The sequence below is a fragment of the Enterococcus silesiacus genome, from assembly GCF_001886225.1.
Lineage (GTDB): Bacteria > Bacillota > Bacilli > Lactobacillales > Enterococcaceae > Enterococcus_L > Enterococcus_L silesiacus.
Window position 1 is genome coordinate 64,372 of the sequence record NZ_JXLC01000017.1, and the last position, 17,617, is coordinate 81,988.

The window sequence follows — 17,617 nt, forward strand, 5'->3', positions numbered from 1 at the left end:
TATTTGTAGATTGTGCACTAGCACACAATTATATAACAGCTTCTAATTGTTTAAGAACTTCTTTCTTATAAAAATTTTCTCTTATAAAAATCATCGCTTCAAGATCATAGTCAGTTTTTAATAGAAATTCATCTGGAGCTACTTCAAATATTTGTTTCCATTTTTTAATTGTTCTTCGATCACATCATATGTATCCACGGATGATTGAAACTTTTCTGGGAATTTACTATGTCTTAGCAATAGAGTTTTTTACAGATAAATAAAAAAAGAAGAATGTATAACCACTCCTCTAAACAATATTCAAACAAATAGTTTACTGTGATTCGTAAAGTTAATTTAATCGATGTACTTACCATTCTTTCGATATCTTAGAACATCAGTTGTTATACCTGGCACTGGTGAAGTTTTTACTCCTTTCTTTACAGTTCTAGCAAATTCTTGAGCTTTTCTCATATATTATTCCAAGTTAGAAGCTCCTACTTCTTCACCATGTTTTTCAAAATGTTCTTAAACATTATCCATGGCATTATCAAACTTTCCTTTCCCCCATTCTCCATTTTTATTATTATAAGATCTATCCTCAAAATGATAACCATCTAGCAAGCTGCCAAAAGCATTCACAATAGTTTCTGAGCCATGAGCCTTTTGCAGCGGCTCCAATTGCTATTATCTTATCACTGGACTCAATGCTAAACGTCGCTCCACTAGCAAAAGGTCCCCTACACATGAAGATTTTCTTTTTAGAATGATACAGAGAATTTTCATTTAACTCCATAAAAACATATTTACACTCTATAACTCAACGGTACTCAAAAGTCCCTCTAAAATCTTCACCATTTCCATACAAACTTTTCTGTCTAAACTAAATTGTGCGTCAAACGTATATGATTCCATAAATTCTTCAAATGTGGTTTGTTCCTCATTTACATTGCTGTCTATAAAATCCCATAAATATTGTGGGCTAATTTCAAAAAATATTTGTGAATTTCTATTGTATATCCAAGAAGCACTACCAATTTCTGGTGACACTGACCATAGACTATACAGTTCCGTGGGATCTTCTTCAGAAAATTCATCTAAATTATGATAATAGATATTCCATTCATATCCGACACCAGTTAAAAAAGTTTTTTCTGAAACTGGTAATTCATTATTTAACGAAAGCAATAACATATTTTTTAAGGATTCAAGTCCCTCATGCAAAGAGTCTTTAAATAAAATAATCTCTCTCTTGCTATCTAGATATTTTATAGTTGTTTCATCATGAAAATAGCGTTTTTCTCCATTATTTTCACTATTTATTTGTAGATATTTATCATCTGCTAAATTTAAAGTTAGTAAAGTTATCATCTAATAATCTTCCCCTTCTTATTTACTAATCCAGCTTTTTGCAAAATAGCTTTCATTTTAGGACTCAGTTCATCCCAGGTACGAACATGTCCATGAAAAGTGCCATCACCAGAGCTATCAATAACAACAAACTCATCGTCACTCAGTGATATCCTTCTTTTTGTTGTATCTTTTAGCGGAAGAGAATTATCTAAAGCATCTTGCCCATTTTTAGGTTTCTTACTTTTTACAGAATTTCCTTTACCTGTATGATAATCAGCATCTTTATAAACTCCATTTGGATGTTTCGAAGCATCGTACCCGCTACCAATACTTCCAAAAGCATTCACAATAGTTCCTGAGCCATGAGCCATTGCTGCGGCTCCACTTGCTGTTACTGCTGGACTCAATGCAACACTCGCTCCACCAGTAAAAGGTGCTCCTACAAATGAAAGTCCATTTCCCCCAACAAACCATGAAAAACCACCAACAAATTCAGTGGCACCACCAACAAGCGAAGTAAGGTCACCAATAAGTTGTCCCACTGCATATGGTTTAGTTCCAACTGCATTCGGATCTAACGTTCTCTCACCCATTAGTCCAGTCAAGCCAAAATTCTCGTAAATTTTATCGGCTAAACCAACACCTAATCCTTTAAGACCATTCCAATTATTTGTGGCTATTGCTTCTTGCACCATTAATGTCATTTTAGAATCAAATGTACCATCGACATAAACACCTGTAACATTTCCAGACTCATCAAATGTATAAGTTATTTCTTGATTGGCTAGACGGTGTGCTTCAACTTTCGCATCAATCTTTTTCTGCCGTTTATCCCACTCTTTCCCAATCGATTTCGTCCAAGTTAAACTTACCCTCGACAACTCAAATGTTCCTGATGTCGGATTCCAAGCCGCTCCTTTTTCAACCTCCGCCAATCCTGCATCCAAATTAGCCAATTGTGCTTCAAAATCCACAAATAAATTCGGTGAGCTTGCATTAAACTCATATAATTTCTGTAGCTTTTCTTCATTCTTTTGAATCGAGCTTTGCACGCCCATATAACGCTGTTCTAGGCGGTGATTTGGTTCTTTCTCTTTATCCATCGTACGAGCGATATTTTGCAACAAGGCTTGTCCTTGAGCTATTTCAGCTTTTAATTGTTCTTCGATCACATCACACGTATCCACGGATGATTGAAACTCTTCTGGGAATTTACTATGGGCTTCAATTAAGGCCTCACATGCTAGTATAAACCCACTTGCCAAAGATGGATAGACTGCCGAGAAATAAAGTTTCGCTGAATCGTACGTTTTACTAGATAGCGGCGCACTCATAAAGGCATTAACACTATCTGTTAACGTGCCGCAGAATTGGATATATTCATTTGCCATTTGTTTAGCAGCGGCGCTTTGTGTGTTTACTTCGCCGACATAAAAATCAATACCCATAGCGGTTTTCCTCCGCTTCATTGCCCTCAGAAAATAGCTGCATTCTCTCAGTGTACAGTTCCTCTTCTTTATCTCTCAACTGCACTTCTTCACTTACTAAACGTTCTGCTATATCTTCTAATCGTTGGCGTTCATATTGATGTAAACGATTGGCTTCGTCATCTAGCTCCATAAAGTGACTCGTATAGCGTGAGCCTTGATTATTGCCGATCAAGTCTTGGTAATAGCGTTGTTCCTGTTGATGAATCGAAAAGTAATCCGCTTCCAAATCCTCTAATTCTTGAATTTCACGTCGTTTATCTTCTTGATCAATACTTACTTGCCTGAGCTGTTGATTGATTTTTAGTTCTTTTTCTTCACTCATGAGCGACTGCCACCTCCAAGATTTGGAGAAAATAATGGTAAGTCAAAACTTCTTTTGATTTTTTGATCGATTTCACTGAATTCTTTTGCAACTGAATGAATATTATTGCCGTCACGAGCGAGCACATTTGACACCCGTTGACCGCGACTATGAATGCTGGTTAAGCTATTTTTTGCATTATTATTGCCACTGACCGTTGTTCGTTCTGCTTTGCTTACGGCCTCATTCACAGATGAAAAACCGCTAGCCGCTTGACTGAACAGTGCCGAGACGCCACCTGCAACGGTTACACTGCTTTTGATTCCTGACATTTCCCAAACCCCTTTGCCATGTTTTTACCTTCACGTATATCTAGACTCCACAACTACCATTTTGCCACATTTACATACCTTATAGTTATCAAATATTTCTTTGTGACGTAAAAATTTTGCAAATTTGAGATTTAAAATGGTTTTTTTATAGAATATTTTAAAAAAAACAGATTTACACCTAATCGTTTAAGCATAAATCTTCTTTTTTAGAATATTCACTTCATTTAGAAGAAATACGATTTTTAAATTTCAACTATATCGTTCAGTACGAGGAAATGTTAAAGAAATTGAAAAAATTTTGTTATTTTTTCTTATATATAAGGGCGCTGTTTTTGGTGTTATTTAATGGGTGGAAATGCCGAATTTCGTTGCGGTGGGTGGTGTCTTTCGGTATAATAAAATGTGTAGGATAGAAATTCGAATCGTTGATCGATTCAAGACATATAAATAAAAATTGGCACTTCAATCGTTCGGCGGCAACCTTACGATCGAAGCCTTGTTAAGACATGCTAGACATAGTCCAAACAAGTTGCCAATAGTGCTAGCAACATGTACTAGCTTCTTTATTGTACCTAAAATAGGTTGGGATTTCTAGGAAATCTTTGCTTTTTTCGGTGATGATTGGTTGTTGTGTATATGGGATTAGTCTATTGTCGACGGTATTGGGCATCTGCTCAATGCCGTTTTTTTCTGTCCTACGACTATTTTGAAGGGAGGAGTATTTTAAGAATAGATGAAAAACTGGATAAAACAAAAAGGCACTTCACCGTTTGGCGGCAACCAAACGATGAAGCCTTGTACAGACATCTAGACCCTGTCTACACAAGTTGCCAATTTGCTAGCACCGAAGCACTAGCTTCTTTATTGTACCTAATTTTCTTTTGAAATTCTAGTTGGTTTTGTTAATTTCTTGGGATTAAGGGTGGTTTAGGAGTGAATTGTGGGTTTGGTTTAGCTGATTGATGGCGGTATTGACAGGTTCGGTATCGTTTTTTTGTTTTCTCTGGAACAAGGCGTTATGAATACCGCAAGGCTTTGAAAGTCATTTGTAGCGCTGGGTTATAGGTTTGCCTCGTCAATGCGCATATAGAAAAAGAATTGCTGAAGCACGAAATTCAGTGAGAAAACTGGTGGGAGAAGTTGGGTTTGGGCTTGGATTTCGTTTGGCACTTATCGGCTTTTCTCCGCCTTATTTGAAGGAGATCAGGAGAATGGATAAACAAGGACAGAATTTAAAGGCGGTTACGTATCAGGATATTATTGAGTTGCGGGATTTTATGGAGAAGATGGCTTCTTGGCAGGAGCCTTTGGCGATTTTGGATCATTTTTTTCAGTTTCGGTCTGGGCCGATCAATAAGAAACGGATTGTGAAGGAGTATTATGCTCGGGCGCAGATGTTTCATGCTTTTTATGAGGATTATAATCGGTTGATTGAGTTGGGGGATGAATTGGTGATGGAGATGGTTAGGGCTGAGAAGGTTGAGACTGGGTTTGAGGTTAGGAAAATGGATTTGGAGTAGATTGCGTATGTTATAAAAGAGGATGGAGATGATCCATCCTCTGAATGTTGCTTATTCCCTATTTAAAATAGTTGCTACTTCGCTGTCGCTATATTCTTTTTTGTCATTTTTTATTATTTCTCGGTTATCCATTCCTTGAGGAACAAATCTGAATACAGCAAACGTTGCTTCGGTATTTTGAAGATTTAGGATTCTGTGTAGACTGTTATTCATGCGAATTACATCGCCTTTTTGACAATCTTTATGGGATTTTTTATCGTCGACTATTGTTTCAACTCTGATTTGTCCAGCGGTTATTACTAGTATTTCTTCAATATTTTGGTGAGTATGCCATCCTTGGGTGGTATTTCCTGGAACTGAGTTTAGATGGATTTCGAATTCTGGAAAGATGTAGTAATTTACGTTTGTTCCGTCTTCTTTTTTGGCGAAAATGGAGTCGTTTGTTGTCATTATTTCTATGAGGTTGTTTAGCATTATGATTCCGTCCTTTCAGTGGGAATAATTTAAACGTGTCGTTATTTTCTAGTTAAATTGCGTATATTATTAAGAGGATGAGAACTATGTCCCACCCTCTTGGAGTTATTTTTGTTTGATGAATTATTTACACATTATCTAAAAACACCTTATCTAGTCCATCCTTCAAAAATTATAGCCTCTAATTTATTTTCAGTAGAATTGGGATCATCAATAAAAATTTCATGACTCGTTAATTGTCCATTAAAATAGAATTCACTTAAATCAGGTTTATCTTGAATGTTCTCATAATCTTTTTTTAGTAATACAAGAAAAATTTTTGAAGCTTCCAACGGTATATCATGCCTAGAAATATACTCGTTAAATACAATGTGCGGATGCTGTAATTCATACATTCCTCTCATTCTAAGATTTGTATATTTTAGTGGATCAATACCTCTAGCACGTGCTAATTCAATACTTGGAACTAAAGTAGCATCAGTTTCCTTTACCGCTTCACGTATATCATTAATTAGATCTAAATAAACACTTCTATCTGCTACCATAGTGTTACCATATGCGAACCACAAACTTATTAATTTATTTGATTTATTTAAATTTCCTGCTACATATATGACTTCTTTTTTCTCCCAATTGGATTCGTCAATAATTTTAGGAAGATTTTGGCTATCTGGATATATGTAGTCTTTAGGATATGAACTATTCAATGCTAAAGTTGAATAACTTGTATTATTCAATTTTTTCGGTTCTACGCCCACACCACCACGTACTATAAAATCCGGAAAGTTTGAACTATTTCCTTTCCAGGATAGATATTTATCGTAAACTTCATCTTTTTCATAATCATATTGGTATTGTGAGGCTCCAGTACAAAACATATCTTTTATAAAATATTCAAGACTATCACCAGCGGCATTGGCTGATCCATTTGATCGAAAAATAGGCGTTAATATTGATGAATTTCTTTGAAGGATGTTTGATAATGCAATAAGAACATTTGTTGTAGGTGTCGTCATTTTTTTCTCTCCCTAAAATTAACTAATTCTCTTTACATATTGTCGCACAAAATCTGATACTGGCCAAATGTTTCTTTATATGTTAAAATAAGTTTTGATCTGAAAGGAAGTGATCATTGTGGAAACAACAAACAAAAAAACCAAGAATTTTGTATCTTCATTTAGCTACACCCCTGAAGAGGTTCAGCGAATTTTATTTGAAAAGATACAGGAAGAAAATGAAATTCTGAGTAGTAATATTACTTCTGCTGATCAAGATGAAGAAAAAAGATTGTTAGGAAGTTTAAACTACAAAGCAGAAAAGATAAATATTGTCTCATTATTCAGTGGTGCAGGTGGGCTTGATTTAGGTGTCGAATTATCTGGAGCTGTTGTATCTGAAGGTGAAGAAAAAGCATACCTTACTTTAAATAGCAAAGACAAGTATTTAAACTGGAGAAAAAAAAGTATTACTAATTTTATATATTCAAATGATCTTTTTGAATCTGCCAACTTGACATATATTAAGAATTTCCCAAAAAGTGTTACAAAAGTTTCTAAAGATATTCGAAAAGTATTGAAATTTCCAGATTGCAATTTGATGCTAGGTGGATTTCCATGTCCGGGATTCAGTGCCGCTGGTCCAAGATTATTAGATGACCCTAGAAACTTCTTATATATACATTACATTCGTGCCTTAATTCAATCTAAACCAGCGTTTTTTATTGCGGAAAATGTTAAAGGTCTTATGACAATGGCTAAAGGTCAAGTCTTAAAACAAATGATAGAAGATTTTGAAGCTGCGGATTACGTTGTAACACCACATTTAGTTAATGCAAGAGATTACGGAGTAGCGCAAAATCGTGAACGTGTTTTTATCATTGGTGTTCGAAAAGATATAAAGGAAAAATATAATTTTGAATATACTCTTCCAAAACCAACTCATGGAACAATTGATCAACCATATCTAACACTCAGAGATGTCATTGGAGATTTATCTGAAGCTGCTGAGGATGTCTATGATGCAACTTATAGCTCTATGTATATGTCGAGAAACAGAAAGAAAAATTGGAATGATCAATCATTTACCATTCAAGCCTCTGGTAGACAAGCACCTCAACATCCTGGCGGAGAACCAATGGAACATATTGGAAAAGATTTATGGGCATTTCGAGGTGATTTCAACAGACGACTATCAGTTAGAGAATGCGCGAGAATACAATCATTTCCTGATTGGTTTGAATTTTCGGATGGTAATAAAAAACATGTAAGTAAAAATCATAGACTGAATGAACAATATAAACAAATTGGAAATGCTGTTCCTGTTTTACTCGCAGAAAAAATGAGTAGACAAATAATAGAGTTTTTAAATAGTCACCCAGAATTATTAGTTTAAATATGGTGTAAAATATAGAGTGTGTAAAATGAAGTTTATTTTACACACTCTATATTTTATAAACACAATAATTATTCTTCAAAGTACATTTTTTTTAATTTATTCAATGATATATTAACACCTTTTTCTATTAATCCTTCATTACGCATCTGCCAAAGTTTGTTTAACATAGTTGAGACTTCGAAATCCTTCCCACTATGAATCATCCTATGACAATTTGGACAAAGAGCAATAATATTTTCTTCTACATCGATGTTTACTTCCAAATAATTTTTCTGTTGGTTCATAGGAATTAAATGGTGAGCTTCTACAAAATTCTCGCCAGTTTTTCTAGATGTAAAAGTTTTATGTTCACTTGCTATTTCACAATTAAAATTTGCTAGTATTAATGCATTTGCTGCCTTTATTGGATTTCTTTTATAATAATTTGTCTTAGTAACAAACATTTCAGTTGGAGTTGAAATTTTGCTTCTCTTTAAAGTTGGTTTCCTGAGCTCATTATTCATCAATATATCTTCAACTTCTCTGTTAAGTTGATCATCCAAACTTTCTTCATTTATTTCTTTTAAGTAATACAGAAACTTAATATAGTGATTCAAAGGAACGGTATACATCCGATTGCCTCGCTTATCAATTTCCTGAACTTCTTTATTATTCTTAAAACTCTCAATCAATTCTGGATCACTGATCTCGAATATTTTAGTTGTAAGATGCTCGTTACTATTAAGAATATTTTCAACAGTTCTTATCGCACCTAAATATTTTTTTATCGTTACTTCTTTAATTCCTCTATTAAGTAGCAACCATTTTGCAAAATCAGCCTCAACATCATCATTTTTCAAATTTTCTATTTTCTTCATAATTACACCTTTTTTCACTTATATAATATAAATTCAATCAAAATAAATTATATCACGATCCACAGGTATAATATATATAATATTAAAACTCATTTATTTATAAATAAAATATGTATGCATTTCGTAAACTGTAAAAAAATCAAAACCCTATATTTCCTGTAAATTTTTAATTTTGAATAATGGATTATGGAAACATAAAAAAATTTACTTGCTTCACTACAAATCAATATTTTCTATGCTATTTCTAGCTTTGATTACACGCTATATACTTCAACATAACGAATTTAACTTTATTATTTAAAAATAAAAAAAGCTACACCGAAGTATTTATCGATGAAGCAAATTTATTTTTTTATTCTCAATTAGCTAAGATATTATCTTAATAACACCGTATCGTTCAACATTAATAAAACAAATTTAATTGACTATGCCCAACCAGTATTTTATATAACAAATATCGTATTATTATACCTTTACTTAACGCAAATTCCTGATTTGCCATAAACTCAAGGAAATAGCAATTGTAAATTACATCAACATCTTGATTATCTAACAATCCCAAACGTTGTTTCATTCTTTTATACGAAAACGACTACCATATGGAAACAGATAACTTCTATTCATAAATATCAAAATAAGCAAACTAAAAAAACTACAATGGAATCAAACAGATAAACAGTCGTTATATAGATTATCCCTACTACAATCATAAATATCAAGATCAATCAAATCATACTATCCTTCTTGTAATATGTAGAAACGCTACCTTTCTCAATATCAATTGTTGCATTTCAACCTACTCCAGATAATACTTTTCTAAATTTCTGCTTATTGTAGAACATTATGATATATCTAAAAATAAGCAAACACCCAAAAGTTATCAGTAAATAAGTTGCACATTTCTCTCTTTCAGAAGTAGCATCAAACTCTTGAAAAAAACAGTCGATAGTTTGTAAGCAGGTCTTCCAATAAACATCCTTTTGTGACATAGCACATGTTGACGTTTTTACCAAAAAAGGCAAAGTGTTACTATACCGTATGCTTGGTTTATTTTTGATCCTTTTTGGATCAAATTTAGTTATCGATTCTTTGGGAGAAATAATTCTATTCTACCTATATTAATACCTTCTTGTTTTTCATAATAAGTTACTGTGAAACCTTCCTTACTATAAAAGTAATTCAGCTTTTCCATATGATCCATATCCTTTTCGGATAAGTCACCAACTATTCGATTAAATTTGTTAATCTCTGCAATCTTTTTCACAGTATCCAACATTTCAGTACCATAACCTTTATTCTCATAATGATTATCGTCAATGTGAAGATCATCAATGAATAATTCACCTGGTTGGTAGACAGATAAGCTAGTGTAACCAATCTTCTTACTTTTTATTTTTAAAATAATTTTACAGTATGTATCTTTTAGAAATTCTTCATTGCTCTTGTTCATTTCAATATAAAAACTCTTAAAATCTGAATGAATAATGTTTCCCCTCTTTTTTGCTAAATCTATTTCTTTCAGAAACTTTCTGTTAAAAAACATTATTTCCTCCTTCAGTTATTGATCTTTTTTGGTAACATTTCTGCACTTTTCATAGTATGAATTACCAGTCCCATATTTTTTTATAAAATCTTCAAATTGAAGGATTTCTAAACAGGTATTCTTATTCATTGGTGCTACTACTTCACATTCATTAAATCCATTGGTTTTTTGCCAACTTATATCAATAGCTTTATCTGATTCTATTACGATAACAAATCCCCTAAGAAGTTTATCTCCAAAGTAAGCTGATCCAATTACATCAATACTTTTTGTAAATGAAACCCAATGATTATCCCATCTGATCTTATCTACACTTTGGCTATCCTTCCAATTTTTGTAATCTTCATTAAATTTTTCAGATTTTCTACTTCCATAATCTTCATAATGCTCAAATATCGGTTCACTATAACCACCTGCATGAACTCTATATAATAGTGTTCCTTTCTCGATAAAACTATTTTTCATAATCTTGTATTCATTGTTCCAAATTGAATCTGATTTATCGAGATTATCTCTACCATTCAGACCCATTGAATGATTTATCCATCCATTAAAAAAATCCATTTTTTCAACTCCATCTCTTATATTTTTGAATCTCATGCATGCTGCTATCGATCCTTTTTGAGAATTTCCTTTTTATATTTAAACGTGAAAATCTTCATGTTAAACTACAATTTTTTAGGGTTTTGTAGTATAATAAAATAGAAAAGAGAGATATGCGCTAACATACCTCTCTTGTGTAGACCGTTTAAGACGGCGACTTAGTTTAATTACTTATAAAAAATAACCGAACTAGCCAAAGTTGACGGTTATTTTTTTTTGTCGTTTTTAAGCATATCTACAACCAATTTAATCAAAGCAATGGTAAACATACCAAAACTTAGAATCAATTGAATTGTTTCTAATGCGGACAAAAGGCTTCTCCTTTCGTTAGATTCAGTACATACAATCATATGCACCACCTCCTAAAGAGCGCCACCGTCATAACTTTCTACATTGATTAGTATATCATACTTAACTTTGTTTCTTTCATTTTTTAGTACTTTTTGATTAAAAAACCGGACTTTCATTTTATCCTTTTTGATAATTTTATTGCAGAATACTTTAAGCGTAAAAGTTGATAAAATTTTCACTTTTTATGAAAAAATCCATTCCAACGGCTCTTATTTTCTTTTACTTCAGAGATTTCTGTTTTCTTTTTGTTAAATTGCAAGATCGCTTCATTGTATGAACTTCTTAGTTCTCTTAAAAATGTGCTGATCTCTAGAAGAAGCTGATCTTTTTCTTTCTGATCCATTACTTGGTCGTTTACAACCTCTTCTATATTATAAATCTGATCCTTAAAAGCATGGTTCAATCCACAATTAATAATCCATACTAAATCGTGATCATCTTCAGCACCTTTTATATCTATTTCTTTTAAATAAGGCTTTCCATCTTCCAACGTATCTTCAACCATCTGTTTCACTCTAGATATTTTACTTCCTCCTGCTGATCCTTTTTAATTCCTTGTAAATATTTCAGTAGCTCTATTAAAATTTCGCCTTTCCAACCTTCTTCTACTTTTGTCCCATTAAACCCACCTGTAGTTGTAAAATTCTTTTTGAATTGATCCAAATTATATTTTTTTTGATTATTTATACCTGTGATCACTCCTAACTCTTTATTAGACCCAATTTTGTAATATACATTAAATTTTCCAAACAAAGAGCCCTTATATCTATCTGTCTCCAGAAAATTGTATGAATCAAAATCTGGACAAATATTTTTCATAAGTTCAATTATCTGTAACTCACTTTCAGCATGTTTCATCATAATACTTCCTCCTAGTAATTTTTTTTAATATGATACTATCAATCCTTTTTGGGAAGCATTATTCCAATGTAGCTAATACTTCTCTCACCGATTCCTTTTATCATACTACCAACTCCACCCAGATATCCTCAGCTACACTGCTAACTTGTTTTAGTTTGTTTCCTGCGTCTTCTACTTTCGTTGAATCCAGTCACTTTAATCTTATATAGTTGAGTGTTTTTTTATGAACCTTAAATTAAAAAAAGTGGACTAATAATCAGATTTTTCTTTGACTATTTTCCCACTCTCGTCTCGCTCTATCTTAAAATTTTTTCAATATTATCCAAGAGGTTTACTAACAATCCCTCTATCAATCAACTTTCCTTCACCATTTAGCCATTCCGTATACAATTGTTCAAACCGTTCTTCTTCCTCATCTGTATAACCATTGAACAAAATAGAATCAACATTTTCTTGATTAAAATAAAGCACTTCATTAGGATTTAAACCGCTTGGATATCTGCAACCACTATAATCATACAAAACATTTTTGTCATTTTCATTTACAACGGGACCTCTGTTTAAAACCATAATTTTTTGACTACCTTCTTTTAAGTAAACGATACTACCGATTGTTAACATAATTTTCACTCCTTTTCACTTGAACCTTGGCATTTTAATGTTATTTCTCAGGTTTATAACTATATTCCATATTTTCCATAGGTTTTACTATTGACGTGTTTAAAAATGACACAAACACTAAATAGATGAATATGACTGGTATAACTGTTAAGGATTTAGCCTGGATCAATAAGGACAACAGAAAAACTAAGATTGCTATCAAAATAATCGTTCCAGTTACACAACGTTTTTTATAAAAAGTATTATCCTTCTTTAAAACAATCAGATGATCTAATTTTAGAGTTGTTTCCTCATTAAAAATTTTTTTCAACTTATTAAGATTAACTACAGATCGTATATATCTAAAAATAAAGCTACAGAAAAAAGCGATTAGAAAAGCTAAAACCATAAGATTCATCGTTGTTGCTTCAAAAAATATACTTTCTAATCCTTTCATAAAAGCATAAATTACGCCACCTAGCATAGACCCAGAAAAGGACCATATTGAAGCGCCTGCTTTGTTTTTATGAACTTTTTTAAGCGTAATATATTGGTCTTCACTAATTTTTGTAGCGTTGTTAGCAACATACCACGTAGACATTGGAATCAACCAAGTTGATTTGTGCGAGTCTAAATCAATTAAATACTTATCCTTTTTATTGATCGTTGCTAATTTAAAGCGAGATATCGATGTATCTTCTACTTTCATTTCTATTTACCATATTCTATATATTTATACGGCATATCATTGTAGGGTTTAACAACGAGAGTATTAAGGAAAAACAAGGCAAACGAAAGAATTAGTAATATCACTAAAACTACTGCCTCTAGATAAGCAAGATACAAATACAATAGCAAAAAATAGACTCCTAGAAAAATGAACATAGATTGCAAACAAATTTTTTTGTAGTATGGATTCTTTTCAGCTAATTGGATATATCCCACTGATTTTTGAGTTATTTCGTATTTTTTTAATTGATACACGTTCACTAAAGATACGATATATCTCAAGATAAAAGCTATCATCACAATAACTAAAAAGGAAATTATCAAAGAACTAACTGTTGCTGTTTGAAAGACAATATCGATTACCCCTTTAAGAAAACTATATACCACACCACCTAAACCAATAGCTGCAATGTTTATGCCTGTTGATGCAGAATATTTACTATCACGTTTTAGAAGATTGTACTGTTCCTTAGTTATTTCTACCGCTTGTAGTTTATTTAACCAGATAATCATAGGGAAGAACCAAATCAATTTGTTTGTATCCATATCTATGAGATAGCTTTTTTCATTGAGAATTGCTAGCTTGTAGCGACTTATTTTAGAGTTATCTATTCTTACCTTTTACACCTCCAAAAACAATTACAAAGTTCTCTTATTTCTATTTCTGTTAGGATTTATATAAAATAACTTACATTTTTTTATTCTTTCTTATAAAAACTACTTCCATAAGGATATACATACCCTCTGTTAAGGAATAGAGAGAATAAAACGCAAATAATAAAAATCACAATCATGTCAAACGAATAAAACACACTAATATATCCTGTAACAAAAATAGGTATGAAAACTATTAGCAATGCAACTAAACTATTCCTTTTGTAATAGCTTGTTATACTTTCTTTTTCTATACTAATAACTATTTCTTGTCTTTTTTCTCCCAATTCATTTTTCATCTTATGCTTGTTAAAAATGGAAGTAGCTGCACGATAGCATATTAGCAGTACAGAAACAGCAATCAGGTAAAGTGCTCTTATTTCTATTTCTGAAATAGTTATATTTTGAAAAATCATGTTGATTAGCCATGTAGACGGTCTCCCAATAAGTATAGAGAGGACCACAATCTGGACAACGCCATATCCAGCTTTTTTATTGGTTAGCAGTTTATCAAACATTCCCTTATCTATTTCCATTGCTTTAAATGGAAGTAACCATACAAACATTGGCAGAAACCAAGATAATTTTTTGCTATCTACATCCAATAGATAGCATTTTTTATCTAACTTTGCCAATTTGTATCTTTTGTTTGTTGATTCATAAACAGTCATTTATTAATACAAAGCATCACTCAGATGCTATTTTCCTTTCTCGAAATAGAAATACTCCATACTTTCAAAAGGCTTTAGAATAGAGGTATTTATAAAAGAAATAAAGATAAAATAAATACACAATATTGGTAACATTATCATTGAAGCCGTCTCTATATAAAGATAAAATAAGAAAATAAAGACTACCAATAATATAACTGTACCTGTGATACACCTTTTTTTATAGACCGATTTTTTTCTATCACTTTTATTAAGCTTAATATAACCATCAAAATTACTATTGTTTAAAACATCATAATTTTTTTTCAATTTTTTAGAATTAAAGTAAAAACGTAAATATCTAAAAATGATAACAATAGGTAATAAAGATAGCATTGCACCTATTAAAAAACCATTAGTAATATTGTTAAACAAGCTCTCTTCAATTCCCTTAAACACGCCATAAATCATTCCACCAATCATAAATCCTGAGAATGACCACAAAGACGTTCCAGCCTTGCCCTTTTTAATAGATTTCAGATGATTATATTGTTGATCCGTGATTTTCATGGCGCTATTAGCTAGAAACCATGTTGACATTGGAATAAGCCAAGAAATTTTGTGAGAATCTAAATCAATTAAATATTTGTTTTTTTTATTCATAGTGGCAAGTTTAAACCGAGGAATGGTAGTATCTTCAATCTTCATATATTACCACCCAAAACTAGCTGTAAGGCTATTCCACCCCGAGGAAACTGTTTTTCCTATATTGCTTAGTCCTTTCTTAGCATTACTAATTCCTTTATCAAATCCAGCAGCCCAATCATCTGCCATTTGCTTGATCCCCATTATATTAGCATCATATATAACATTCGCTACAAATCCCACAGCAACAGCTGTACCTATAGCAGCCCAACCAACAGGATTAGATATACCTACTGCTAGCAAAGTAGCCTCTAAACCCAAAGTTAACCCAGACGCAACAGCAGTTGTTGTAAATGTATGAGAGATAGCTTGCCCAATAGACTTTCCATCAAAAATATCCGTAGTAAAACCTATTACAGGACCAGCAATTTTAGCAGCTCCTTGAATCATACTGGTAGCGGCATAACCAGACGCCACAGATAAACTTGTACTAGCATAGCCCGCACCTTTAGTAAAATATGAACTAACAGATGAGCTAATAATGATACCTAAATCCTCTGATAAGTAATTCTCAAAAAATGATAATGCTGTATCTTGCGTTATCCCCAAAGTATAATCAACACCATTATTCTTGAAAAAATCTCCTAGTTTCTTTGGAATAATTACATTAGGATCATCTTTTCGAGCTTGCCCAATTGTATGATAATCCGCAGCACTTAAATTAGGTATTTTCTTAACAATTTTATCTAGCTCTCTCTCATTTCTCTTTCTCACAGCTGATTTCACAGAGTTCGTCCAATCCAGCGCTTTCCCTTTCGGAACCGAAAACGTCCCAGTCGCAGGATTAAAGCTAGCATCCGCTTGCTGCAAGCCTTGCGACAATGTCGAATAAAAACTATTCACTCCATCAAAAATAGCAGGAGATGTCCCATTAAACGTCATTAATTTCTCTAACTTCTTCTCTAAATCACGTTTCGTCGTCTCTAACGATTCAATAATCCGCCGATTGGCTTGTTCCAACGGATTCGTTCCAGTCGGAAGCTTTGGCAAGCCTCGATTAATACTCTCCATATTCAGGATCGACGTATTGATCTGCTGGATTCTTCGTTCTAAATCATCTGACTTCAAATCAATACTATCAACCTCAGATGTATATTGATCCACAAATTTTTGACAAGCCTCTGCTGTCATGTCCGCGCCTACTTCGGCACCTTGAACTAAAGGTTGGATCACTGCCGCAAAGAATTCTTTGGCAGAGTCATAGCCTTTACTTGATAGTTCGCCTGCACTCATAAACTGTTGATTGCTTTGCATCAACGACGTATAGCCTTGTGCTAATTGGCTACACGCACTTTTAACACTGGATGCTTGGCTTCTCGCTTGACCGAGGTACATATCAATACTCATGCTGTTCCGACCTTTCTTCTTTTGTTTTTATTTCTTGCCAATGTAAGTCTTCTTGTTGATCCTCTAATGCTCTTGTTTGTTTTTTTAGTTCTTGCTGTTGCTCCTCTAAAAATTCTTGAACGCCTCGGCTTTGCCAGTTGATTTGCTCGGCCATATCTTGATACAACCTATCTGTCTGGCTTTGAGCAAATTCTTCTTGTAATTCATTGAATAATTGCTTTTGATAGAAAAAATATTCTTCGTAATGTTCTTCTGTTTGGTTGATGTCACGTTTTAGATCTTCGAGTTTTTCTTGTTCGCGTTCGAGTTGGATTTTTTGTTGGTTGATTTCTTCAAGGTTGGACATACTTTATTCCTCCTTTCAGTTTAAGAAAGCATTTGGTTATATTGCATTTGAGCGATTCGTTGATCAACAGCTTCGAATTCGGCTGCCACTGACCGGATGTTGTTACTTGCTTGGGTAACGGCTTGGACAAGTGAGGTGTTAAAGGTCGTTAGTTGCGTGATAGCCTGTTGCGCATTGCTATTGCCTGCAACGGTCGTTTGGGTATCTTTTGTGATCGTTGTCCCTTGATTTAGGGAGCTCACTGATGATGCTATAGAAGTAGCGACAGCTTGTGCTACTGCGGAATTACTGTTTATATCCTTTGGCATCGTTTTTTCCTCCTATAATTAAAAAGTAAACATCTAACTACTTAGTTTTTATAATAGTATATATACTTAATTGTAATTCGTAAACAACTCAATGTAAATATATAATTTCCAAATGTTCCGTTTGCTTACTTAAAAGGAAATTATAAAATACATTTATCAACTTAATTATGTGTTCTGTTTTTAGTTTTTAAATTAATCTAAAAATATACTCTTTTTTTTT

The 17,617-nt window shown here is 32.9% G+C and carries 22 protein-coding genes; 2 read left to right on the plus strand and 20 right to left on the minus strand.

Annotated elements, in window-relative coordinates; all coding sequences use genetic code 11:
- Nucleotides 1–792 precede the first annotated feature (792 nt).
- From RV15_RS12025 to RV15_RS12040, 4 genes are read right to left on the minus strand one after another with little or no spacing between them, the layout of a single operon-like run.
- Complete coding sequence (locus RV15_RS12025) at nucleotides 793–1,350, minus strand: hypothetical protein (protein ID WP_071878286.1); 558 nt, start codon at nucleotides 1,348–1,350, stop codon at nucleotides 793–795.
- Nucleotides 1,347–2,780, minus strand: coding sequence for a hypothetical protein (locus RV15_RS18975; RefSeq protein ID WP_245791353.1), 1,434 nt, complete (start codon nucleotides 2,778–2,780; stop codon nucleotides 1,347–1,349). Before RV15_RS18975 ends, RV15_RS12025 begins: the two co-directional genes overlap by 4 nt.
- Complete coding sequence (locus RV15_RS12035; RefSeq protein ID WP_071878287.1) at nucleotides 2,770–3,144, minus strand: DUF3958 family protein; 375 nt, start codon at nucleotides 3,142–3,144, stop codon at nucleotides 2,770–2,772. Before RV15_RS12035 ends, RV15_RS18975 begins: the two co-directional genes overlap by 11 nt.
- Nucleotides 3,141–3,455, minus strand: coding sequence for a TIGR04197 family type VII secretion effector (locus RV15_RS12040; RefSeq protein ID WP_071878288.1), 315 nt, complete (start codon nucleotides 3,453–3,455; stop codon nucleotides 3,141–3,143). Before RV15_RS12040 ends, RV15_RS12035 begins: the two co-directional genes overlap by 4 nt.
- A 1,118-nt stretch (nucleotides 3,456–4,573) precedes the next feature.
- On the opposite strand from RV15_RS12040, the gene RV15_RS12045 reads away from it, so the two are divergent.
- Nucleotides 4,574–4,975, plus strand: a complete 402-nt coding sequence (locus tag RV15_RS12045; RefSeq protein ID WP_245791355.1) for a hypothetical protein — start codon at nucleotides 4,574–4,576, stop codon at nucleotides 4,973–4,975.
- A gap of 51 nt (nucleotides 4,976–5,026) precedes the next feature.
- On the opposite strand, the gene RV15_RS12050 is transcribed toward RV15_RS12045, so the two are convergent.
- Both RV15_RS12050 and RV15_RS12055 read right to left on the minus strand, forming a co-directional pair.
- Entirely contained in the window at nucleotides 5,027–5,425 is a 399-nt protein-coding gene (locus tag RV15_RS12050; protein WP_245791358.1) for a cupin domain-containing protein, read from the minus strand.
- A gap of 173 nt (nucleotides 5,426–5,598) precedes the next feature.
- Complete coding sequence (locus RV15_RS12055; protein ID WP_071878291.1) at nucleotides 5,599–6,465, minus strand: NgoPII family restriction endonuclease; 867 nt, start codon at nucleotides 6,463–6,465, stop codon at nucleotides 5,599–5,601.
- Between the two features lie 118 nt (nucleotides 6,466–6,583).
- Between RV15_RS12055 and RV15_RS12060 the strand changes: the two genes are divergently transcribed.
- Entirely contained in the window at nucleotides 6,584–7,840 is a 1,257-nt protein-coding gene (locus RV15_RS12060) for a DNA cytosine methyltransferase (RefSeq protein ID WP_083429172.1), read from the plus strand.
- Nucleotides 7,841–7,911: 71 nt separating this feature from the next.
- Here RV15_RS12060 and RV15_RS12065 read toward each other — a convergent pair whose 3' ends face one another.
- The 14 genes from RV15_RS12065 to RV15_RS12130 form a co-directional block, all read right to left on the minus strand.
- Nucleotides 7,912–8,700 (minus strand): HNH endonuclease, encoded by a 789-nt coding sequence (locus tag RV15_RS12065; RefSeq protein WP_071878292.1) that lies wholly within the window; start codon nucleotides 8,698–8,700, stop codon nucleotides 7,912–7,914.
- A gap of 1,078 nt (nucleotides 8,701–9,778) precedes the next feature.
- Complete coding sequence (locus tag RV15_RS12070; protein WP_071878293.1) at nucleotides 9,779–10,243, minus strand: GNAT family N-acetyltransferase; 465 nt, start codon at nucleotides 10,241–10,243, stop codon at nucleotides 9,779–9,781.
- 15 nt (nucleotides 10,244–10,258) lie between these two features.
- A complete protein-coding gene (locus RV15_RS12075) occupies nucleotides 10,259–10,843 on the minus strand; it encodes a hypothetical protein (protein ID WP_217265824.1) in 585 nt (194 codons plus the stop codon).
- 209 nt (nucleotides 10,844–11,052) lie between these two features.
- Entirely contained in the window at nucleotides 11,053–11,196 is a 144-nt protein-coding gene (pepG1, locus tag RV15_RS12080) for a type I toxin-antitoxin system toxin PepG1 (protein WP_071878295.1), read from the minus strand.
- A gap of 176 nt (nucleotides 11,197–11,372) precedes the next feature.
- On the minus strand, nucleotides 11,373–11,702 hold the full coding sequence (locus RV15_RS12085; protein ID WP_139243025.1) for a hypothetical protein: 330 nt from the start codon (nucleotides 11,700–11,702) through the stop codon (nucleotides 11,373–11,375).
- A gap of 5 nt (nucleotides 11,703–11,707) precedes the next feature.
- Complete coding sequence (locus RV15_RS12090; protein WP_071878297.1) at nucleotides 11,708–12,058, minus strand: hypothetical protein; 351 nt, start codon at nucleotides 12,056–12,058, stop codon at nucleotides 11,708–11,710.
- 318 nt (nucleotides 12,059–12,376) lie between these two features.
- Nucleotides 12,377–12,679, minus strand: coding sequence for a DUF4176 domain-containing protein (locus tag RV15_RS12095; RefSeq protein ID WP_071878298.1), 303 nt, complete (start codon nucleotides 12,677–12,679; stop codon nucleotides 12,377–12,379).
- A gap of 40 nt (nucleotides 12,680–12,719) precedes the next feature.
- Nucleotides 12,720–13,367 (minus strand): DUF443 family protein, encoded by a 648-nt coding sequence (locus RV15_RS12100; RefSeq protein ID WP_071878299.1) that lies wholly within the window; start codon nucleotides 13,365–13,367, stop codon nucleotides 12,720–12,722.
- 2 nt (nucleotides 13,368–13,369) lie between these two features.
- Nucleotides 13,370–13,999 (minus strand): DUF443 family protein, encoded by a 630-nt coding sequence (locus tag RV15_RS12105; RefSeq protein WP_083429173.1) that lies wholly within the window; start codon nucleotides 13,997–13,999, stop codon nucleotides 13,370–13,372.
- Between the two features lie 86 nt (nucleotides 14,000–14,085).
- Nucleotides 14,086–14,712: a DUF443 family protein gene (locus RV15_RS12110; protein WP_071878301.1), complete on the minus strand. Its 627-nt coding sequence runs from the start codon at nucleotides 14,710–14,712 to the stop codon at nucleotides 14,086–14,088.
- A 27-nt stretch (nucleotides 14,713–14,739) separates the two neighbouring features.
- Nucleotides 14,740–15,399 (minus strand): DUF443 family protein, encoded by a 660-nt coding sequence (locus tag RV15_RS12115; RefSeq protein ID WP_071878302.1) that lies wholly within the window; start codon nucleotides 15,397–15,399, stop codon nucleotides 14,740–14,742.
- 3 nt (nucleotides 15,400–15,402) lie between these two features.
- Entirely contained in the window at nucleotides 15,403–16,743 is a 1,341-nt protein-coding gene (locus tag RV15_RS12120; protein ID WP_083429174.1) for an LXG domain-containing protein, read from the minus strand.
- On the minus strand, nucleotides 16,733–17,089 hold the full coding sequence (locus RV15_RS12125) for a DUF3958 family protein (protein WP_071878304.1): 357 nt from the start codon (nucleotides 17,087–17,089) through the stop codon (nucleotides 16,733–16,735). Before RV15_RS12125 ends, RV15_RS12120 begins: the two co-directional genes overlap by 11 nt.
- 20 nt (nucleotides 17,090–17,109) lie before the next feature.
- Nucleotides 17,110–17,397, minus strand: coding sequence for a TIGR04197 family type VII secretion effector (locus RV15_RS12130; RefSeq protein ID WP_071878305.1), 288 nt, complete (start codon nucleotides 17,395–17,397; stop codon nucleotides 17,110–17,112).
- Between the last annotated feature and the right edge of the window lie 220 nt (nucleotides 17,398–17,617).

Coding starts and splice junctions, on each gene's coding strand:
- RV15_RS12025 (WP_071878286.1), bottom strand. CDS start 1,350: ATGATAACTTTACTAACTTTAAATTTAGCAGATGATAAATATCTACAA.
- RV15_RS18975 (WP_245791353.1), bottom strand. CDS start 2,780: ATGGGTATTGATTTTTATGTCGGCGAAGTAAACACACAAAGCGCCGCT.
- RV15_RS12035 (WP_071878287.1), bottom strand. CDS start 3,144: ATGAGTGAAGAAAAAGAACTAAAAATCAATCAACAGCTCAGGCAAGTA.
- RV15_RS12040 (WP_071878288.1), bottom strand. CDS start 3,455: ATGTCAGGAATCAAAAGCAGTGTAACCGTTGCAGGTGGCGTCTCGGCA.
- RV15_RS12050 (WP_245791358.1), bottom strand. CDS start 5,425: ATGACAACAAACGACTCCATTTTCGCCAAAAAAGAAGACGGAACAAAC.
- RV15_RS12055 (WP_071878291.1), bottom strand. CDS start 6,465: ATGACGACACCTACAACAAATGTTCTTATTGCATTATCAAACATCCTT.
- RV15_RS12065 (WP_071878292.1), bottom strand. CDS start 8,700: ATGAAGAAAATAGAAAATTTGAAAAATGATGATGTTGAGGCTGATTTT.
- RV15_RS12070 (WP_071878293.1), bottom strand. CDS start 10,243: ATGTTTTTTAACAGAAAGTTTCTGAAAGAAATAGATTTAGCAAAAAAG.
- RV15_RS12075 (WP_217265824.1), bottom strand. CDS start 10,843: ATGAGATTCAAAAATATAAGAGATGGAGTTGAAAAAATGGATTTTTTT.
- pepG1 (WP_071878295.1), bottom strand. CDS start 11,196: ATGATTGTATGTACTGAATCTAACGAAAGGAGAAGCCTTTTGTCCGCA.
- RV15_RS12085 (WP_139243025.1), bottom strand. CDS start 11,702: ATGGTTGAAGATACGTTGGAAGATGGAAAGCCTTATTTAAAAGAAATA.
- RV15_RS12090 (WP_071878297.1), bottom strand. CDS start 12,058: ATGATGAAACATGCTGAAAGTGAGTTACAGATAATTGAACTTATGAAA.
- RV15_RS12095 (WP_071878298.1), bottom strand. CDS start 12,679: ATGTTAACAATCGGTAGTATCGTTTACTTAAAAGAAGGTAGTCAAAAA.
- RV15_RS12100 (WP_071878299.1), bottom strand. CDS start 13,367: ATGAAAGTAGAAGATACATCGATATCTCGCTTTAAATTAGCAACGATC.
- RV15_RS12110 (WP_071878301.1), bottom strand. CDS start 14,712: ATGACTGTTTATGAATCAACAAACAAAAGATACAAATTGGCAAAGTTA.
- RV15_RS12115 (WP_071878302.1), bottom strand. CDS start 15,399: ATGAAGATTGAAGATACTACCATTCCTCGGTTTAAACTTGCCACTATG.
- RV15_RS12120 (WP_083429174.1), bottom strand. CDS start 16,743: ATGAGTATTGATATGTACCTCGGTCAAGCGAGAAGCCAAGCATCCAGT.
- RV15_RS12125 (WP_071878304.1), bottom strand. CDS start 17,089: ATGTCCAACCTTGAAGAAATCAACCAACAAAAAATCCAACTCGAACGC.
- RV15_RS12130 (WP_071878305.1), bottom strand. CDS start 17,397: ATGCCAAAGGATATAAACAGTAATTCCGCAGTAGCACAAGCTGTCGCT.